The organism is Thioclava sp. F28-4, assembly GCF_002020045.1.
GTDB lineage: Bacteria > Pseudomonadota > Alphaproteobacteria > Rhodobacterales > Rhodobacteraceae > Thioclava > Thioclava sediminum.
The window spans coordinates 1-20,378 of the sequence record NZ_MPZQ01000006.1; the positions used below are offsets into that span (position 1 = coordinate 1).

The window sequence follows — 20,378 nt, forward strand, 5'->3', positions numbered from 1 at the left end:
CGCCAATCCTCCCACCTGATGTCGGAATTGAATCAGCGCCACGCCCAGCAATCAAGCGCGAGTTTTTCAACGGAATACGCCCAGGCCACCGAGCGCGTAACTCCCGGCCCAAAGCGGACATCTACCGGCCACCCTATGCTACGGAGCGGCTTCTCTGAAGCAGTCCTTCATCGCACCGCACAGCATCATCCAGTGGATTGGAGACCGCAGTGTAGGCAAACTACTAATCAGCTGTAGTGGCACCAAAGTCAGGTTTAATGTCCATAGCCATCGACTGCTCACAAGCTGGTCGTAATCCGACACCACCTTTTGCGCGGGTTTGAAGGCGGAAGTTGCGCCTTGGCATTCGGCGTCACTCTACACCTCGTTATTCGCAAGAGGTTGAGCTCCCCTCTGAAATTCGGAGGCTGACAGAAGCTACGATCTGCACTCTGCTTATCTTCGACAAGAAGGAGATCAGCGATTTCCAAACGGAAGCAGCACGCCTCCGAGTTCAAGGCCAAGGTCGCGTCGGCAACCAGATATGACAGATGCCCCAATGGCTTCTTCGCTGCCATAGCTCTCGCTGCAGTCGTCATCTACTGGCGATGCGTCCTGAGCCTAAGCTCTTCCGCATATCTCAACTTCTCGAAGGGTCGCGCGGAGGTTCGGCTTAGAGCACTTCACCGGCCGCAATACCTCTTAGGACGGAGACGACCTTTCGCTTGAAGGCCTCCCGGTCAGCCACATCAAGTGTATCGAAGTCAAGCACCTGGAACGTGATCCCCAGCCCGGCGAGCAACGCCCCCGAAAGGACGATGCTGTCTCGCCCACCGGAATCAATGCGTTTGCGCAACGGCTCGAGAAACTCGGTGGTGGCGACGCTCCGCAGCGCCTCAGTCGCGTCGGGGTCGCCAACCGAATGCAGCAGGATGCTAAGCCCCGTGCCAAGCTCTCCGGGAAACGCTTCGCGTCGCGACAGAAGGATTTCAGCCATCGTTTCGGCCAGATCGTCGCATTCCACAAGCACGGCGATATCGGCGCAGATCGCGGAACGGAATGCCTCGGTGAAAAGACCGAGCTTAGAGCCGAAGCTTCGGTGGACGTAGGCCACGTCGACACCGGCCCGCGCTGCGATTTCGCGCAAACCAACGCTGGCGTAGGACTTCCGCGAAAAAATCTCGCATGCAGCTACCAGAATGCGCTGTCGCGACGAAACTTTGGGCGGTTCGGGATGATGCTGCTTTGATTTTACCATAGGCACCTTGAATGCGTATACCGGCTGGATTAGTCAACAGGTGTTGACAAGGGGCGCGGCCACGAAAATGCGCGTCCTCATCCAGATGAAGGAGCCGTATGATGTCCCGGTTGAGCGCGAAATGGGGATTGGCCAGCTTGGTTGTGGTTATCCTTCTCATCGGGGCGGCCTATTGGAAATTGCAGGATGACGACGCGACGCCGGACGGTTTCGCAAAGGGCAATGGGCGCATCGAGGCGGTGAGCATCGACGTCTCGTCGAAGGTAGCCGGACGGATCAGCAAAATGCTGGTCAAGGAAGGCGATGTCGTCAAAGCGGGCCAACCTCTGGCTGAGTTCGACAGTCGTCAGCTGCAAGTCGCGCTGGTTCAGGCGCAGGCCGAGCGCAAGCGGGCGGTTCTGGCCGTGGACACCGCAAAGATCGGGGTGGAACAAGCTCAGGCCGAGCTGCGCGCGGCGGAGGCCGCGGTCAAGGAAGCCGAGGCCTCGAACGAGATGGCCCAGAAAAAATACGATCGCACGAGCAAGCTCGCCGAGAACAGCACGGCCTCACAGGCGACGCTGGACGCCGATCGCGCCCAAGCCCTCAGCTCCGAGGCCGCGATCTCGCTTGCCGAGGCGCAAAGGGCGGCAGCGGCAGCGGCGATCAACACCGCCAAGGCCGGTGTCATCGACGCGCAGGCCGCGGTGGAGGTCGCCGATGCGGCCATCGAGTCGATCAAGGTGCAGCTGTCCGATATGACGCTGACTGCGCCGCGAGATGGTCGGGTGCAATATATCGTGGCCCGCGAGGGAGAGATCGTCGGCGCTGGCGGGAGAGTGCTGAACCTCGCTGATCTCGGCGACGTCTACATGAGTATTTTCCTGCCCACGCGCGAGGCAGGGCGCATCGCGCTGGGGACCCCGGCGCGCGTCGTGCTCGACGCGGCGCCGGACATGACCGTGCCAGCCAAGGTCACCTATGTCGCCGACGTCGCCCAGTTCACACCGAAAACGGTCGAGACAGAGGCCGAGCGCGAGAAGCTCATGTTCCGCGTCAAAGTCACGATCGCCCCCGACCTTCTGAAGAAATACAGCCAATATGTAAAAACCGGGCTGCCCGGCATCGCCTATGTCAAGCTTGACCCCGACGCGGCTTGGCCCGCGTCGCTCGAAGCCAATCTGGTGAAATGAGCGCGTCTTCCCCGCCCAACGGTCCTCCGATCGCGCGGCTGACGAACGTCACGCATCGGTTCGGCAAGGAGGCCGCGCTGGCGGCCGTGACGCTGGACATCCCGGCGGGGCGCATGGCCGGGCTGATCGGGCCCGACGGGGTTGGCAAGTCGACCCTGCTGTCACTGATCGCCGGGGCGCGCCAGATCCAGGACGGCGAGGTCGAAGTGCTCGAAGGGGATATGGCGGATGCGAGTCATCGCAGGCGCACCGGCCCGCGGATCGCTTATATGCCGCAGGGGCTGGGCCGTAACCTCTACGCTACGCTCTCGGTGCGCGAGAATATCGACTTCTTCGGCCGCTTGTTCGGGCAAAGCGAAGAGGAACGTAGCGCCCGCATTGACGAGTTGCTTGCGGCGACCGGGCTTGCGCCTTTCTCCAGCCGACCGGCAGGCAAGCTCTCGGGCGGCATGAAGCAGAAGCTCGGGCTGTGCTGCGCGTTGATCCACGATCCCGACCTGCTCATCCTCGATGAGCCGACCACCGGTGTCGACCCGCTGTCGCGACGCCAGTTCTGGGAGCTTGTCGAGCGGATGCGCCGCACCCGCCCTGGGATGAGCGTGATCGTCGCCACCGCTTACATGGAAGAAGCTGCGCGCTTCGACTGGCTTTGCGCGATGAGCGGGGGGCGGGTGCTCGCCACCGGTGCGCCCTCTACCTTATTGGAGGAAACCGGGGCGGAAACACTGGATGCGGCCTTCATCGCGCTCTTGCCCGAAGCGGAGCGCGCCCGCCATCACGCGGTGGAAATTCCGCCACGCCCGCAGGATGGCGACGGGCCGGCGATCGAGGCGGAACACCTTACGATGCGGTTTGGCGATTTCACCGCCGTCAGGGATGTCAGCTTCGAGATCGAGAGGGGAGAAATCTTTGGGTTCCTCGGCTCGAACGGCTGCGGGAAAACCACGACGATGAAGATGCTGACGGGCCTCTTGCGCCCGTCGGAAGGCAGCTCTCGGCTGTTCGGCGAGGCGATGGAGGGCGGCCACGCCGCGCTGCGTCAGCGTATCGGATATATGAGTCAGGCCTTTTCGCTCTATGGCGAATTGACGGTGCGGCAAAATCTCGAGCTGCACGCACGTCTGTTCCGGCTACCCGCGGAGGAAATTCCCGGGCGCGTCGCCGAGATGACCGAACGCTTCGATCTCGCCGGAGAGCTGGACGCACTGCCCGCCGCGCTTCCGCTGGGCTTACGCCAGAGGCTGTCACTGGCCGTTGCGATGATCCACAAGCCGGACATCCTGATCCTCGACGAGCCGACGTCGGGCGTCGATCCGGTCGCGCGGGATCGTTTCTGGGAAATCCTCGTGGAATTGTCGCGGGGCGACGGCGTGACGATCTTCATCTCGACCCATTTCATGAACGAGGCCGAGCGTTGCGACAGGATCTCGCTGATGCATGCGGGGGAGGTGTTGATCAGCGACGCGCCCAAGCAGATCATCGCCCGCTCCGGCGAGGCGGATCTCGAAGGCGCGTTCATTCACTACCTCGAGGCCGCGACCAGCGACGATGATACCGGCCCGCCATCCACCGCGCCCGAACCGCCGGAACAGACGCCGCGGCGCCCAAGGGGGTCTCGCCCATCGCAGTTCTTCAGCCTGCGACGCCTGTTGAGCTACACGCTGCGTGAGACATTGGAACTGATGCGCGACCCGATCCGGGCGACGCTGGCGATGTTGGGCTCGGCGCTGCTGATGCTGGTCGTCGGCTATGGCATCACGATGGATGTGGAGCACCTGCGTTTCGCGGCGCTCGACCAAGACCAGACGCCGGTCAGCCGAGATTATATCGCCCAGATCGCTGGCTCGCGCTATTTCGATGAGCAGCCGCCTTTGACCAGCCATGCCGATCTCGACAGGCAAATGGAGTCGGGGAATATCAGTCTTGCGATCGAAATCCCGCCCGGCTTCGCGGCAGATCTGGCGGGGGGGCGCGAGGTCTCGATTGGCGCGTGGATCGACGGGGCGATGCCGACGAGGGCGGAAACCGTCGCCGGCTACGTTCAGGGCATTCACGCGTGGTGGATCACTGAGAAGCTCCGGCAGCTCTACGGGGACGCAGCGGTCAAAGGCGATTTCACGATCGAGACTCGCTACCGCTACAATCCCGACGTCGAAAGCCTTCCGGCTATGGTGCCCGCGGTCATCCCGATCCTCTTGCTGATGATCCCGGCGATGCTGGCCGCTCTCAGCGTCGTGCGCGAAAAGGAACTCGGGTCGATCGTCAATCTCTACGTCACCCCGGTTACGCGGACCGAGTTTCTCCTTGGCAAGCAACTGCCCTATGTCGCGCTCGGGATGCTGAACTTCGGTTTGCTGGTGCTCTTCGCCATCTTCATTTTCCGCGTGCCGATAAGCGGCAGCTTCGCCGCGCTGAGCCTCGCCGCGCTGCTCTACGTCATCTTCGCGACCGGCATGGGCCTTGTGATCTCCAGCTTCATCTCCAGCCAGATCGCCGCGATCTTTGCGACCTCCCTCCTGACCCTGCTGCCCGCCGTGCAATTCTCCGGGCTGGTCGACCCGATTTCCTCGCTCGAAGGCTTCGGCGCCTTCATCGGGCATGTCTACCCGGCCAGCTACTTCGTCACGATCTCGCGCGGCGTCTTTTCGAAGGCGCTCGGCTTCGAGGCGCTGGGGGCTGACCTTCTGGCCATGGCCCTGTCCGTGCCTGTCATCTTCGGCCTCGGCGTTGCGCTTTTGAAAAAACAGGCGAGGTGAGCCATGCGCGCGATGAACGTCCTGCATCTGGGAATAAAAGAGCTTCGCGGTTTGGTCCGCGATCCGATGCTGATGATCCTCATCGTCTATGCGTTCACGCTCGCGATCTATACCGGCGCAAAGTCGATGCCAGAGAACCTGAACAAAGCGCCGATCTCCATCGTCGATGAGGATCGCTCGCCGTTGTCGCAGCAAATCGCCGATGCGTTCTATCCGCCCTATTTCATGCCGCCCACTCTGATCACGCCGACGGAAATGGATGCGCGGATGGATGCGGGCACCGACACCTTCGCGCTGTCGATCCCGCCCGATTTCGAGAAGGACATTCTGGCTGGTCGCGCGCCCGCGTTGCAGCTGAATGTTGACGCCACACGTATGAGCCAAGCCTTCACCGGCACCGGCTATGTCCAGCAGATCGTGACCTCCGAGGTGAATGCATTCACGGCGCGTCACCGAGAAGAAACCAGCCTGCCGGTCGGACTCAACCTGCGCGCCCGCTTCAATCCCGGGCTGAATCCGACCTGGTTCGGCGCGCTCTCGAACATCATCACCATGGTCACGATGCTGGGCATCGTCCTGACCGGGGCCGCGCTGATCCGGGAACGCGAACACGGCACCGTCGAGCATCTTCTGGTGATGCCGGTCTCGTCGCTCGAGATCATGCTCTCCAAGGTATGGTCGATGGGGTTGGTGGTCGTCGTGGCTGCGGCCGCCTCGCTGGTGGTCGTGGTTCAGGGATTGTTGCAGGTCCCGGTCGCGGGCTCGCTTCCGTTATTCCTGCTGGGCACGGCGCTCGACCTCTTCGCAGTCACGTCTCTTGGGATCATGCTTGCAACCCTCGCAGGATCCATGCCGCAATTCGGCTTGCTGCTCGTGATGGTTCTGCTGCCTCTGCAGGTCCTCTCGGGCACCGTCACGCCCCGCGAGAGCATGCCCTGGTTCATTCAGGATCTGATGATGCTGGCCCCGAATACGCATTTTGCGATGTTTGCGGAAGCCGTGCTGTTTCGGGGCGCCGGGCTGGCGATCGTTTGGCCGCAGCTTGTCGCGCTGGCGGTGCTCGGGTGCGGGTTGTTCATGATCGCGCTCGCCCGATTTCGCGTTTTCCTGAGGTAGCGCAGTGTCTACTCACCTGCATTGACACCGCCGTGGTCGCCGACGTCCCAAGCGCGCCCCCGAACATTGCGTGCGCCGCCCGTCGATCGGGTGAGTCGGCGGAGGATCTGGATGCTGTATGATCCTTTCCATGCACTTACTGCTGTTTGAGCTTGTCGCAGAGAAGTTCCGTTTCCCGCCCTCCGTGTCGATCAGGTTGGTTCAGGTCCGGTTGCGAAGCTTAAAGTCCGCTTTCGCGGTAGATCAGCTTTTCCTTTGCAGCAGCAGCGCACGGCCGCTTTCCGCCCCAGACCTACGGACCCACCGCGAACGGACGTTAGCTGCCATTCATATTGTGCACGACGAATTACTGGCTTCAGCTTCAAACCGGACCTCGCTGCTTGCGTCCAACGGCATCGTCTCTCAACCCTGGATTGGGTTCTTACGGTCAAACTTGGCTGTAAGCAGTCCTTTGCGTGAGAAGAGCCGTAACCGCAATGCCCATTCCATTTTCAAGAAAGGATCGGATCCGGCTTGTCGGACGGAGCCATCTGGGTGTTCAGTCGAGCAAGCTTCACCCTACCTGTCTTCTAACGCGATCCGCCTGCGCCTTGAAATCGGATTGCGTAAGCCAGCGGGGAATCCGGTATTGGGCGAACTGAGCATCAACGCCGGAAAAGAGAGGGTGTCGTTGCGCCACCCGCCACGGAAAGTGCTCCCGAAGTGCAGTTCTTGGGATCAAGGACTTGATTTTTGCCGGATTTCGCGCCCAATGAAGATCATACCACTTTTCGACGCCCCATTTTATTAGCAGTCTCCGAGACCGCCAACATGTCCGCGAGCCCCATTATCGATATCTCAATCGACCCGGAATTTGATCTTTGCATTCCTGCGGCCCTTTTGCGTCTGGGATATATTTATCCGGAGTTCGGCTTTTCCGTGTCAGACAAGGGTATCTCGGTGTACGGTGCGTCTGAGTGCGATCCCGCTCAGATCGAGCGCGAGGTGACCTACCAGATTTATCGCGAGAAGATCTTCCGGCAGACGTTGCCGATGCGGCAGAACCTCTACGCGATGCTGGCAGGGTGATGCAGGTCTGGCCGCTTCGGTTTCGCGATCTCGACGATCGCCGGACGATCCTCGCGGATGACTCCGGCGCCTATTTCCTGGCCAAGAGTGAGTTCGTTGGGCGCTATGCGCGCGACGCGTTGAGCCCGTCGGACGAACGCTTCCTACTGGAGAAGGGCCACGCCTTCGAGCGGGCGGGAGATCTCGCCCATACCGGATTTCTGGCGCGGTGGTCGCGGCGCCAGCATGTCGGGGGCGGGTCGGCCTATATCATCCTGATTCCTACGCTGCGCTGCGACCTCAAATGTTCCTATTGCCAGGTCTCGCGCGCGCCGCTTGCGTCGCAAGGCTTCGACTGGGATGCGGAGACACTTCAAAAGGTGCTGGACTTTCTTAACGACCTGCAGGTTGAGGAAATCCAGATCGAGTTCCAGGGCGGGGAACCGTTCCTGAGGCTCGATTTTCTGGAGGCCGTCGCCACCTTCGCGCGCCGGCGCTTCCGCCGAGTTCGTTTCGTGGTCTGCAGCAACCTTCAAACCCTTGATGAGGATATCCTCGCGTTTCTGGACAGCGAGGACGTGCTGATCAGCACCTCACTCGACGGCCCTCACCAGGTCCATACCCGGAATCGAACGGGAGATACCGCGCTGACGGAAGTTTTCCTCAACAACCTCAAACAGGTGATCGGCCGGATCGGTCCCGGCCGGATCTCCGCCTTGCCGACCATCGACATCGAAGAGCCGCCCGATCCGGAGGACCTGATCGCGGCCTATGAGGCTTTCGGTTTCACTTCGCTCTACCTGCGCCCGGTCAATTACCAAGGCTTCGCCCGCAAGAGCCATCCCGCGGCCCGGACTTCGACCGCCTGGAATGACTATTACCGAGGCTTTATCGAGGCGCTGATTGCGCGAAACGCGCGGACGGGCCGGGTGATGGAGGAGTTCTACATGGCCCATTGCCTGCGGCGCATCCTGGCGCCCGGGATGGACAGCCACACCGATCTACGCAATCCCAACATCCCGAGCGGCGCGAATGCCGTTATTGATTTCGACGGGCAAATCTATCCCAGCGACGAGGCGCGCATGCTGGCACGCATCCGGCAGGTCGACCTCGCCATCGGCAACGTAAGCGACGGTCTGGACCAGGAAAAACTGACCCTGCTGGCGCCGGGCCACATCAACAATTTCGATCCAGATTGCATCCACTGCCCTTATCAGCCCTTCTGCGGTACCGATCCGATCGATGATCTCTCGCGCAGCGGCCGGATTGATGTGCCGCGCCATGAGAGCTGGTTCTGCCAGCGCCACCTCGCCGTCTTCGATCTCGCGATGGAGCTCCTTTATAGAACCGACCCGGAGGTCGAATTCAGCCTGTCGCGCTGGCTCGGACTCGAGAGTATTCCCGAGGCGCTGAGGCCCGTCGCGCCATGATCCAGCTTCGTCTCAAATCGGAGTGCGACCGGGGCCTCGCGCCATTTGTGACCCGCATCGCGGAAGGGGAGCCCCAATGCGAGGAGGATGCTACCCTCACGTTGTCGGAGGCGGGGGGCCTGAGCTACCGGACCGGCTTGGCCACGTTCCGACTTCGGGATGTCGCGCCCGCGGAGATCGCGGGCGATGTGCTGCTGATCGATCCGCGCCGCCAGATCGCCCATCGTCTCATCCGGGCGGCCTCGCCGCACAACACGTTTCTCATCACCGAGCAATGCGACCAACTCTGCCTGATGTGCTCCCAGCCGCCAAAGCCTCAGCATCAGGACATGTTCGCTCACTTTCTCGCGGCCGCCCGACTGGCGCCGCCCGGCGCGCAGATCGGCCTTTCCGGCGGTGAGCCGCTCCTGCACAAGGACGCACTCTTTGCCTTCATCGACGCAGTCTTCGCCACCCGTGATGATCTCAGCTTTCACATTCTGACCAATGGTCAGCATTTCGAGCGCGAAGATTTGGCATGGTTGCGGAAGCACCGAACGCGTCTGCTCTGGGGCGTGCCGATTTATTCCGACGACCCGACGACACATGACGAGATCGTCGGCAAGTCCGGTGCCTTTGCACAGCTGGCCCCGAATCTCGCATTGCTCGGTCTCGCGGGTGCCGCGCTCGAACTGCGGACCGTGGTTCTGGCGCAAAATGCTCTTTGTCTGCCGCGCCTTGCAGATTTCATCACGCGGCATCTGCCATTCGCCGCGACCTGGGCAATCATGCAGATGGAGCGCATCGGCTATGGCCGGATGAACTGGACGCGATGCTTTTTTGACAGCAGCATCGACTTCGCCAGTCTCGGTGCGGCCATCGACTTGATGCGCGCGCGACGCCAAGGCGTCACGCTCTACAATTTCCCGCTTTGCACAGTGCCGCCAGCCTATCGGGATCTCGCGGCACGATCGATTTCGGACTGGAAACAGAAATATCTTCCGGCCTGCCGCGCCTGCAGTCTACGCGCCAGCTGCGCCGGGTTTTTCGAGTGGTATCGGGAGGAGGACAGCTTCATGGAGATACGGCCGCAATGAAGAAGATCGGAAAATTCGCCATCACGCTCGCGGCTGCGGGCTACGTCCCGCAAGGGGCCCAGGCCATCGCCCCGCCCCGGTCGGATCGTCATGACGACCCATCGGCCTCGCTCTTCCAGCTTCTCCGGGGCGACCACACCTACACTTTGGCTGGGCACCGGTCACATTCGAGTCACGGCTCGCATGGATCACACGGTAGCCATCGCTCCTCCTCCGGTGGGGGATATTCGAGCGGCGGCAGTACCTATAGTCCGTCTAAACCCTTGAGCAACAGCACCCCGCCCTCTTATGTCATGCCGCGCGCGCCGCAGGCCCCGAAGACGCTGCCCGGCAACAGCGCGGCTTTCAATGAGATCGTCAAGCGAGTGCAAACGGCACTCTACACCTATGGCTACTACACCGGGGCCATCGACGGGGTCGTCGGCACCGGCACCAAGACCGCGCTCAGCAAGTTTCAGAAGGACTGGAACTTGAAGATCACCGGCACCATCACCCCCGAGGTCCTCGATGCGCTCAATATCGTTGCGAAGTAATTGGGTCCGGTATGCCTTGGTGCTGGCCTGTGGCGTGGTCATCGGCCAGATGATTCCGCCGCTCTGGGTCTGGGGTGTGATCATCGCCACCGAGCCAGCTTACCAAGAGGCGACCTATCGCTGCGACCGCTCAATGCGCGCGCATCTTCTGGCTAAACAGAAGCTGGAGGCCGACCCCTCCGCGGAGACCGTGCGGGCTCTCGAGGCGAGCGAGGTCGGCCTAATTGACTGCCAGGATTACGATCTGCTGCGAAAGCGATTGATGCTCATCGGGCTCGACGAGACGGCGCTTGGCTACATGGCCCTCAAGGCCATCGAGGCCAAGGCGACAGATTTGCAGAATGTGATCGAGATTCATGAAATCCGCTACTAAGTTCTTCGCCGCTATCGCACTGATCTGCTCCGCCCCAGCCATGGCCGAGACCATGCGCGAGGCCGTCTTGCGCAAGGCGGCGCTTGAGAACGGATTGCGTCCAGTCGAAGAGTCCTGGCCGGAGTTCGAACCGGAAAAGGCGGAGGTCGGCAAGATGCTCTTTGAGAGCGAGTTGCTTTCGTTCACCCGCAACGTCTCCTGCCGCAACTGCCATCTCGACGAGTTTGGCTCCGCGGACGGTCTGCCGCTCGGCCATGGGGCTGGTGGCGTCGGCAAAGGCGTCGAGCGAATGAAGAGCCCGGCCGGCGTTCTCTCGCGCAACACTCTCGCCCTCTGGGGGCGGGGCGGCGTAGGCTTCGACGTCTTCTTTTGGGATGGGAGGGTCGATGCCAGCTCCGGCGACGTCCGAAGCCAGTTCGGCACCATGGCACCTTCCGACGACCCGCTGGTCGTGACCGTCCATCTGCCGCCGGTGGAATTCCGCGAGATGATCGGGGAGAGCGATGCGACCGAATGGCTACGCCAGGGCGACGTTGGCGCTGCGGCGCGGGTTCATACGGAGATCGCTCGCCGCATCCGCGAAACGCCGGAAATCGCCGAGCCTCTGGTGGTCGCATCCGGACTCGAGGTCGGGGATCTCACCTACCTGCAGATTGCCCAGGCCCTTTCCGCCTTCATTCGATCCGAGTTCCGGCTGCGGGAGACGAGGTTCCATCGCTTCGTATTCGAAGATGAGCCTCTGACCGAGCGGGAACTGGCCGGGGGACTCCTATTCTACGGGCGCGGGCAATGCGCCGCCTGTCATACGGGCACCTATTTCTCCGACCTTGAATTCCACGCGATCCCCTTCGGGCAGTTCGGTTTCGGCTTCAACGGTTTCGGCATCGACTACGGCCGCTACAATTTCACACAAGACCCCCAGGACCGGTACGCCTTCCGAACGCCACCACTCTACAATGTTACAAAGACCGCGCCGTATTCCCATTCCGGGGTCGAACCTGATCTTGCCGCGGCGATTCGGGCGCATGTCGATCCTTTGGCAGAGATCGATACCAGCAGCCTTTCGGCGCTCGACCGGGCTGAGGTTTACCAAAAGATCGCGCGCTGGTCGCTGGAGCCGAGCTACGCGGTCGAGCTCAGCGACTCGGAGATCGCGGAGCTCGTCGCCTTCCTCGCGGCGCTGGAGTTCGATCCGGAGCCCGCGCGGTGAAGCGGGTGCGCCGGCGCACCCTGCTCGACCTCCTCACCCGGATCGCCGTCATCGGGCTCGGTCTCTCCCTGCCGGCTTGGTTCTACCTTGCTGAGCTACGTCCGCGGATAGAGCTTCACCGACTGGAAAAGGACGTCCGTGCCCTCGCCGCCGCCTGCGACCAAGCCCTGCGCACCGCAGAGACGGCGGAGGAGACGCACGACCAGCTGGACGCAGCGCAAGCTTTGCGATTGGACCAGTCCCTCGAAATCGGCCGGTTGCCGTGCAAGAGCTACACCGCGCTCACCGAAAAGCTTTTGTCGGACGGGGTATCGCGGCACGCGCTCGCGGCCCTCAATCTTTCCGCGACTTCGGACCCCGCTTACCCAGACCTGCGGGCGACGCAGATAGATGCTGACCATCTCGATGCACAACTGCGCGTCGCGTCCCGGCTCTTCGACCTCGCGCCACTGCCCCTGAAGGAAAACCTGCGCGATGCGAAGTTCCGACTCGGCGAACGTCTGTTTTTTGATCCGCTTCTGAGCGGACGAGGAAAGCGGACTTGCGCCACCTGCCACGTCTTGGCCTCAGCGACTGCAGACGGGGCTGCATTGGAGACACGACTTGACGTGTCGCCGAATTGGTTGCCCGACGTTCCTGCGCGCAATGTGCCCGATCTCTGGAACCGTGATCACAACGACGTCTCAACGATGCTCTGGGACGGCCGACTTCAGGCCGTGGCTGCCGCCGATCAAGGTGGACTGGTGCTGCCCGAAGCCCTGTCGACGACTGGGTTTGAGAATCTCATGGCGCTGCAATCGGTGCGGCCGATCGTTATCCCGGCGGAGATGCTCGGCGAGCCCGGTACCGGCAATCTTCTTGCTCCCGAGGCACGCGGCACGCCAGCCCCGGAGGCGGTGCTGGCCCGCCTCGCGTCGCGTCTCTATGAGGGCGATGAGCGCGGTGAGGAAGCGGGATCCTATCGGAGTCTGTTTCGCAAGAGTTACGGGGTCGGGACGGCCGACGAGGTTCGTCCGGCCCATCTCGGCAATGCGCTCGCACATTACATCGAGATCGCCTTCCAGTCCCGCGACACACCTTGGGATCGCTATCTCGCCGGAGACCTTTCCGCCCTCTCGGTGGATCAGAAGCGTGGGGCGCTCATTTTTTATGGCATCGGCCGGTGCGCGGTCTGCCACGCAGGCGATGTCTTCAGCGATTTCGGGTTTCATTCCGTCGGCGTGCCCGAGATCCGGGAGGAGAAGGACCTGGGCCGTTTCTATGCCACCGGTATGGCGGATGACCGGTTTCTTTTTCGGACGCCGCCCTTGCGGAACGTGACGCTCACCGCGCCTTATTTCCACAACGGCCAAGCCGACACGCTCGTAGACGCGATCCGGCAGCATCTCGATCCCTATCGCTTCGCGCGCGCCTATGCCGAGGGTGGGGAGCATCTGATGGCGCCCATGGAAATCGACGCTATATCGCCGATTCTGGCGTCAGGTTCGCTGATCACCGAGGAGCAGGTCGGACTGCTGGTCGTCTTTTTGGAGGCGCTGGAGGATCGCCGTGCCGGGTCCCTTTCCCGCTAATCAGCAAAGATGGGCCGGACTGTAATCGTTGTTGGAGGAAAATCCCGTCGCAGGTCACGACACGCGGGGCAATACCGTTCGCCAGTGATTTCCGTTCCAGAACAAAAGACCAATATTTTCTGCATGAATATTGCAAGCCTTTATCAAGCTCTCTTGAGCTCTCAGCCGCCTGCCGAGCTATTGCGAGCCGGTAATCCCTTCGTGCTTTGCACATCCCTCGCCCTCCTTTCTAAAATCGAGAGCGTGCCACTCATGATGATGTCTTACCGAGGGACCGAGCTATCTGAACGATTTCCGGCGAACAAGATTCCTGCGTCGGCTCAGCGGATCTTCAAGTGCGAACTGACTCGCTACCAATCGTGGCGGAGGCGGATTCTTGACCTTCAGTTTCTCTCCTCCGGGGAAGTTGTCGATACTGACCCAATCGTTGCGCTCCAGAGGCTCGCACGTCTCGAGATCAGTGAGTGGGCCATCAACCCATTCTATGTTCTCCGGAAAATTATACCCGACGGCGTCAATCCTGGCCAAATTGATAGAGATCTTGCGATCCAAATAAATGCTCGTTTGAGCGGTGGTGAACGGATGTACTTCCGGAGTGCTTGTCGAGTCTTGGATCGCTTACAAGGCAGTACTTTAGCGAAGGGCACAGGTCTTCTTCCGGATGAAACGATCGGGCCGCTTCCGCGCGCCAAGGATCATCGCGCAAATGCGCCAATGCCGGAACGGCTTGAGCAGGAGTACCAAGATGCCCCCGCCTCTGTTCGGATGGCTCTTGCCTTCGTGTATCGCGTGGCGGTGCTGTGCGAGCTTTGCGAAGCATCGGCCAACATCTCACCGAAGGAACTCTTGACCGAGCAGACGCTTAAGGCGCTTCGCGGGATAGAACCAGCGGAGCTCGGGTTTGATCGGCCATCGAAGAAGACTCTTGAGGACTATCTAAACAGGCTAATTCGACACTTCAGTATCCCCGATGTCGGGCGAAGTCAGTATGCCGAGACCGCGGAGGCCAAAGCCTGGTCGGAATTCAGACGAGAGCTAAGCAATCGGGACATGACATCGCTCAAAAGCAGGATCGAAACGGTATCGAAACTTGCCATCTCTCATGGTCTTGCTCCGCATGAGTTGACGCCCGCATGGTTCGCTCGCACCTGCATTTCTCTCGAAGGTTATATCGTTGCGCACTTTCGCACTGGAGCTTTCGCGATAGATGCTCTTTTCGAACACGAAGACTTCCCACGCGAGCTTCTGCCTGAACAACCAAGCGGCTTCGTTAAGCATATGCCGGCGCATCGAGAGAAGGACAAATCGGCTGCGGTGGCTAAATCCGCAAGGCGTGCCGATCCCGTCCTTGGGCGCTGGGCTTCATTTTTCGAAAAGCTGCGACAGGTCGGTTTCACAGAGAACGAACTGAATATGTTGTCGGCGGTTCGTGCGGTGGCTGTGAATCGTGGCATTCCGCCAAGGACCGTGGACCGAGACTTTTTAATCGAACTGCTCGACACAGTGCCCACGCGACAACGGGCGCGGGTCCATGGTGCGGCGCGCGCAATGGATCGCGCTGCGGGCTTCATTGAGCTCGCAACATATCGACCCGAAGAGTTGGTCGGCCCTCTGCCGGATGGCCGCTCATCCTTCGAGGAACTGCCTGCTGGTCTCTCGACGGAACTCGATCAGTTGGTTGCAAGGATCGGATACGGCGACAGTACCAAGCGCTCCGTTAAAGCCGCAGCTAAAGCACTTTTCAGGTCAAGCGCCGCGAATGGTCTCTCACGTACACCTTCAGTTGCCGAACTGCTTAGCCGCGATTTCGGTACCCTTGCTTCGTCTTCTAAAACTCAGGCTCAGGCGCCTCGCTATGAAAGAACCTTGATCGCACTGCGTGACTTCATCGATTTGCCTTGGACGGAATCTTGGCGGCAGCTTTACGCCGCGGCGAAAGATGCAGGGTGCGCTCCAGCGCGTAACCCTGTCCCGTGTTTGATGGAATATGCTGGCGATCGTTCTCCAGAGCAGCTGAACGTTCACTGGGTACAGTCTGTAGAGCGGAAGCTCAGGCGACCGAATGAGTTGTCGGTCCATGGGCGCGCGGATCTTGCGAAGACTTTTCTTGCGAATGTCCAACGTCTCGAAGACTTGAGATCTCAGCCCGGGTTCCGCGGTGGCCCTTTGCTTTCTGAAGCACGGTTGCTTCCAAGATAGGCGCCGTTTCCCTTTCTGTTTCCGCGAAGGCCGACCTGGACCCATCTCCTGAAAAAGGAGATGGCTCATGTCGTTCGAACTCTTTCGAGATCCGATTACTCCGGCGAAACCCGCCGGGTTCAACACACAGGAATTGCGACTTTATCTCGGTGTCGGCCGCAATTCCGTAACAGACATCACCCAGCGTTTCGGTATTGATAAGATCCACGGTCTCTACCCTGAGTGCAACATTTGGCGCCAATTGTTCGGCATCGCGCCGAGCGACGAAGTAGCGAAAGCGCAGCTAAGAGAACCCCTCGCGGACATCGCTTGGGTCAGCCGGATGACGGGAGTTCCCCTGTCAACGCTTCGAAATTCTCTCCGGAACCGGCAGTGGCGCTATGATTACGGGGTACAACTCGGACAAGATGATGGTGAAGCTTATCCGCGTCTCCGACGCTGGATTCCTGCGCTGATCCGCGCCCAAGCAATCGGCTCGCCTGCTCCGTCTTTCACATTCACGTCCACTGGTCCGGAGAGCCCGTTTCCTGATCCAATGCAGCCACGCAAAGAGGCTGAAACTCCGGAAACGAGTGTGTTTTCAGCTCTCTTTGGAGCTGGTGCCGAGATTTCCCGATAACGCTCGAAATAACATCCCACGGCAGGTTTTCGGAACGGGTAAACTCCCCGGTTTTTATTATCGCGATCCCGATAACGGCCAATCTTCCCGATAACGACACCACCAAGAGGACAAGAAATTGACCGTCAACGACCCAACGATGCTCGACATTCTCCACTTCGGCCAAGCCCTGAAGAGCGGCACTGAGCGGCAATATGCGAAACACTTCGAACGATTGTTCCGCAAGCGCGGATATCTGGAGCGCCATCTCGAAACGCTCGAGGGGTCCTTGGAGATCTACCTTCAGGTCGCCCCAAAATACCGGAAAGGAGATGCTCGCTTGAACGCGAGGCTTCTCGACTGGGGCATTACGCCGCGGACCTACAAGCAATATCAATCCGACGGGCGGCGGATGGTCGAAACCTTTACGGGAGAGCTTCAGGCCCGGCGTGCACGTCAAGAACGTCAAGACGGTTTCGCGCAGCTGCGGGCGATCCTTCCCGATCTGATCGACGCTGCCTTGGTCAAGGAGAGACAAACCTTCAACCTGCCCAAGCTTGTCGACTTGGCTCGTGCCAGAGGTTGGGACATGTCCGATCTCACGCGCGATCGGATCATCTCACTGCGCGAGGATTGCTTCAACACTGACGAGTGGAGCCGTATCAAGCAAGCAGCTGCATTCTTGGACTACCTTCGGCAGTTCCCAAACTGTCTTCCGCTCCTGCCGCACGACGAGTTTGGCACTCTCGCCGGTGTCCTCCGCCTCGACACTCAGCTCCCCGCGTTTCTGGATGAGGAGGCCAAAACCTGGGTTCGGGACGCAACGGTCGTCTACCATGACGACATGCTCACCGAAGAAGCGCGCTGCGCAACTGCCAAGGAATATTCGGAAAGTTGCAAGGCCGTTTATATTGCGTCTTTGCGCACCTATATGCGGACGGTCCAGGCCGACTGCGATCTTGCGAGCGTCAACGGTCTGACCGCCTTGTTCCGATCTGACTTGATCGAGAAGACGCTGATCCGTCTATGCAAGAAGTCTGGCACCTCGGGCGGCCTCGCCCCGCGCACCCTGTTCTCCTACGCGTTGAACCTGAAACGGACCCTATCCACGCAGGGTCTTTCGGAGGAGGCAGACAAGGTCGAACGGCTCACGAAGACACTGCCGGTTCTGATTGAAGGCCAAGCGGCCAGCAAAATGATGTCAGCTAAAGTTGAGGTCTGGTGCAGGGACCTTCTGAATGACCCCGTCGCCATGGAGCTATTCGAGACTCAGCATTTCGCCTACGCCGAAAAGGCGCTTGCGGCGCTGGAACTGGCAGAGATTGAAGGCATTGACCTTCTCGCCTACAGCCGATCACCTGCCACGCAACCTCTCACTGCGGACCAATGGCGTCTTGCTGCTAAGCTTCTGCGGCAGGCCAGGATGTATGGAGTCTGTGCCGCATTCGCCGCTATCGAACTCGAGGGGGCGCCGTTTCGCAAATCGAACGTCATTTCTGACTTAAGGCTCTCAGATCATCCTCAGACCTTCTACGATCATCGCGTAGACAAGACCCGCCCGCGTCTGGAAATCCACATTCCGAACGAACTCCTCAAGAACGGGGACGCGATGACACTTCGCAACCAACACTTGCCGCGTTTCGTCTTCGACAGGGACGGGCTCGGCGCCGAAGGCTATCGCATTCTGTCTTTCTACTTCTCTCGCATCCGTCCCCTGTTCGGCGGCGCGGCTCTCTCGGATCATGTCTTTCCTGCACTCGAAGCCGAACCCCGCGCTCTCGTGCTCTCGACCTTCGACGGCTGGCTTGCCGAGTGCTCCACGCACATTGGGCTGCCGCTGTTGCCCCACAACTTCCGTCACGGCATTTGCACGATCGAGATCTTCCATGATCCGACGTGCTATCCGGAGCTCGAAACGCTGACCGGCGACACCGAAAAGACGCTGCGACAGCACTATGCGTTCATCGACCGCGATCGGCAGACCCGGACCTTGCAGCAAAAAAGGTTTGAGCGGCGCGCCCAAAGAATGATGGTCTCGCCACAAGTGACGGCAGCACAGGCATGAAGATCCACGAGATACTTGCGCACCCCGTTTGGAAACGTCTTGCACAACTGCCGGGTTTTGCGGACTTGTCCGAACCTTCAATCAAGACCGCGAACGGATTCTTCGAGTTCCTCATGGCGCATAATCTTTCGTCACCAACCGCAGGCGATATCCGAAATTGGCTCGGGGACAGCCCGGAACCCGAACGTGCGGTCTGGCTCGATCATCTCCAAGAAGTCTTTGCAGTTTGCCAGCCGTCGTTTCTGGGGGAAATCCGTCAGGCGCGCCGATCCTCGAAAGCTAAGCGGGATAAAAATGCGTCTGACAAAACGACGGGCTACCAGCCGTCGCGAGTGCGGAAACACGATGTCTGCGTGCTTCGACCGACCTACGAAGCGCGGGGGTGGGACCCCATTGCCCCGCCGCAACAACGCGCGCCGAAAAGACGCCATGTCTCCGTCCGGCCCGACAGTCTCCCTTTGGGCTATCAGAGCGAGTTGCGCCGCGCAGCTGACGGGCTGCCGGGCCAAGAAGCGGGCATGCAGGTGCCCGCCCGCAGCATGGTGTTGAGAATGCGCGAAAAGCTGTGTCAATACGCTTGGTCGGCAGGGAAGCGTGAGCTCGATGCAGAGCTTACTTTGTCAGGAATCGACGGATATCTCGAGGACTTGAAGACACGGCTCATGCTGCGGCCGCAAGGGCTGCGATGGGCGACTATGCGCGCCACTGTCGATGCGCTCCTGCTGTTTTCCAGATACAGCGGAGCTCCAAACGAGATTACACGGCATCTCAGTGCTTACTGTCGAGATTATGCGGTCCGGGAAACCGGTCAGCGCGCCCTCAAGTTTTTCGCTCTGGCGCGTACCGGGAATTCTACCGATCGGGTCCTCGATATGGCGGAGGCACTCCTCGACGGCGTCGCGGCTGAGGAGCACCCCAGGAAACGGCACCAGATGCGCAACGGAGCGACAATCCTTGCGGTCTTTGCGAACGCGCCGCTTCGTAACGCCTCGGCTCAGCTCGTGTTTGGCGAGACCCTGTTCTGGGAGCGCGAAGAATGGCTGATCCGGACCGAGATTCAAAAGACCCATGCTCGGCGCCCCGAAGTCTTTGAATTTCCGCTCCACCCGGAGGTCGGGCGCTTCATCGACGCGCTCGTCCTCGGCGACGCATCCCCGGTCATGCTAACCACCCTAAGGGAAAGACTGATCCGGGAGAGGCGCCAACTTTTCGTTTTGCCCGATGGTTCTCCTGCCGCCGCGACATACGTCCCGCGTGTATTCCAGGCGCTCTCGGGCAACAGCTTCACCACACTTCGTGTCATGCTTTATTCGGATGCTATCGCCCAGCATGGCGTCGAGGGGATCGAACTCGCGAAGCCAGCAGCGCATCATGCGAGCACCGAGATCGTAAAACGTCACTATATCGCCGAGACAGTCGCGGAAATCCACGCGAACAAAATTCGAAACCGGCGAAGCATGAGGTTGGCGGACAGGCTTTCCGAAGGCCGCCACGATCTCATGGCCGCCCTTGACGAATACGGGGAGAAAAAGCCGAGATGACGTGTTCTCTCGTAGCGATCGCAGCGGTAATGGTGTCGTTCAGTTGGCCCGCTGTATCGGGATCGCGGAAGCACCATTTTTGATGATGCCTAAGAAAGTGCGGAGCGGCAAAGGAAGGCAAATTGTCGCCCGCATAGGCACCGCCGCCGGGTGCGGCGAAACATCGTTCTTACCCTCTCCGCAGATTTATCAATTTCAGTGACCTTCCGCCCGGTGATCTCTCGGGGCACGCCTTTCACTCGCGAGCCTCTTGATCCGGGTCAAGTCTGACTCCTGACTCTCGAGATCTCTGATTTGCTTTTCAAGGTGAAGAACGACAGGCAGGAAGCGCTCACCGTCAGAACGGGTGGCGACAGCTTCAATCAGAAATTGGAATGCTTTCTCAAGACGATAAGATGACGGCTTCACGAGGCCTCCGTGCTCCAGAAGTTGTCTCGAGTAGATCGGTTCATCC

15 protein-coding genes are annotated in these 20,378 nt (G+C 60.3%); 14 read left to right on the forward strand and 1 reads right to left on the reverse strand.

The features are described from left to right. Window positions 1–652: 652 nt before the first annotated feature. Window positions 653–1,237: a TetR/AcrR family transcriptional regulator gene (locus BMI87_RS13415; protein ID WP_078522135.1), complete on the reverse strand. Its 585-nt coding sequence runs from the start codon at window positions 1,235–1,237 to the stop codon at window positions 653–655. A 101-nt stretch (window positions 1,238–1,338) separates the two neighbouring features. Here BMI87_RS13415 and BMI87_RS13420 point away from each other — a divergent pair, with 101 nt between their 5' ends. The 14 genes from BMI87_RS13420 (at window position 1,339) to BMI87_RS13480 (ending at window position 19,924) form a co-directional block, all read left to right on the forward strand. Further along, a complete protein-coding gene (locus BMI87_RS13420) occupies window positions 1,339–2,409 on the forward strand; it encodes an HlyD family secretion protein (RefSeq protein WP_146681607.1) in 1,071 nt (356 codons plus the stop codon). Next, a complete protein-coding gene (gene rbbA, locus BMI87_RS13425; RefSeq protein WP_078522136.1) occupies window positions 2,406–5,165 on the forward strand; it encodes a ribosome-associated ATPase/putative transporter RbbA in 2,760 nt (919 codons plus the stop codon). The genes BMI87_RS13420 and rbbA overlap by 4 nt, the downstream gene beginning before the upstream one ends. A gap of 3 nt (window positions 5,166–5,168) precedes the next feature. Beyond that, window positions 5,169–6,281 carry an ABC transporter permease gene (locus tag BMI87_RS13430; protein ID WP_078522137.1) on the forward strand — a complete coding sequence of 371 codons (1,113 nt, stop codon included), beginning with the start codon at window positions 5,169–5,171 and terminating at the stop codon, window positions 6,279–6,281. 732 nt (window positions 6,282–7,013) lie between these two features. After that, window positions 7,014–7,349 carry a hypothetical protein gene (locus BMI87_RS13435; RefSeq protein ID WP_146681608.1) on the forward strand — a complete coding sequence of 112 codons (336 nt, stop codon included), beginning with the start codon at window positions 7,014–7,016 and terminating at the stop codon, window positions 7,347–7,349. Next, window positions 7,349–8,758, forward strand: coding sequence for a His-Xaa-Ser system radical SAM maturase HxsB (gene hxsB, locus BMI87_RS13440; protein ID WP_168175216.1), 1,410 nt, complete (start codon window positions 7,349–7,351; stop codon window positions 8,756–8,758). Before BMI87_RS13435 ends, hxsB begins: the two co-directional genes overlap by 1 nt. Continuing rightward, window positions 8,755–9,834 carry a His-Xaa-Ser system radical SAM maturase HxsC gene (gene hxsC / locus BMI87_RS13445; protein ID WP_078522140.1) on the forward strand — a complete coding sequence of 360 codons (1,080 nt, stop codon included), beginning with the start codon at window positions 8,755–8,757 and terminating at the stop codon, window positions 9,832–9,834. The genes hxsB and hxsC overlap by 4 nt, the downstream gene beginning before the upstream one ends. Next, window positions 9,831–10,367: a His-Xaa-Ser repeat protein HxsA gene (hxsA, locus tag BMI87_RS13450; RefSeq protein ID WP_078522141.1), complete on the forward strand. Its 537-nt coding sequence runs from the start codon at window positions 9,831–9,833 to the stop codon at window positions 10,365–10,367. The genes hxsC and hxsA overlap by 4 nt, the downstream gene beginning before the upstream one ends. Then, a complete protein-coding gene (locus tag BMI87_RS13455) occupies window positions 10,342–10,740 on the forward strand; it encodes a TIGR03982 family His-Xaa-Ser system protein (RefSeq protein WP_246832699.1) in 399 nt (132 codons plus the stop codon). Before hxsA ends, BMI87_RS13455 begins: the two co-directional genes overlap by 26 nt. Further along, complete coding sequence (locus BMI87_RS13460) at window positions 10,724–11,950, forward strand: His-Xaa-Ser system-associated MauG-like protein (protein ID WP_210402480.1); 1,227 nt, start codon at window positions 10,724–10,726, stop codon at window positions 11,948–11,950. Before BMI87_RS13455 ends, BMI87_RS13460 begins: the two co-directional genes overlap by 17 nt. Beyond that, window positions 11,947–13,521 (forward strand): cytochrome-c peroxidase, encoded by a 1,575-nt coding sequence (locus tag BMI87_RS13465; RefSeq protein WP_078522144.1) that lies wholly within the window; start codon window positions 11,947–11,949, stop codon window positions 13,519–13,521. The genes BMI87_RS13460 and BMI87_RS13465 overlap by 4 nt, the downstream gene beginning before the upstream one ends. A gap of 123 nt (window positions 13,522–13,644) precedes the next feature. After that, the gene (locus tag BMI87_RS13470) at window positions 13,645–15,720 is read left to right on the forward strand and encodes a hypothetical protein (protein ID WP_146681610.1); all 2,076 of its coding nucleotides are present in this window, start codon (window positions 13,645–13,647) and stop codon (window positions 15,718–15,720) included. A gap of 67 nt (window positions 15,721–15,787) precedes the next feature. Further along, a complete protein-coding gene (locus BMI87_RS22140; protein WP_146681611.1) occupies window positions 15,788–16,339 on the forward strand; it encodes a hypothetical protein in 552 nt (183 codons plus the stop codon). Between the two features lie 118 nt (window positions 16,340–16,457). Continuing rightward, a complete protein-coding gene (locus tag BMI87_RS13475) occupies window positions 16,458–18,383 on the forward strand; it encodes a hypothetical protein (protein WP_146681612.1) in 1,926 nt (641 codons plus the stop codon). After that, entirely contained in the window at window positions 18,380–19,924 is a 1,545-nt protein-coding gene (locus BMI87_RS13480) for a hypothetical protein (protein WP_146681613.1), read from the forward strand. The genes BMI87_RS13475 and BMI87_RS13480 overlap by 4 nt, the downstream gene beginning before the upstream one ends. The last annotated feature ends 454 nt before the right edge of the window (window positions 19,925–20,378 follow it).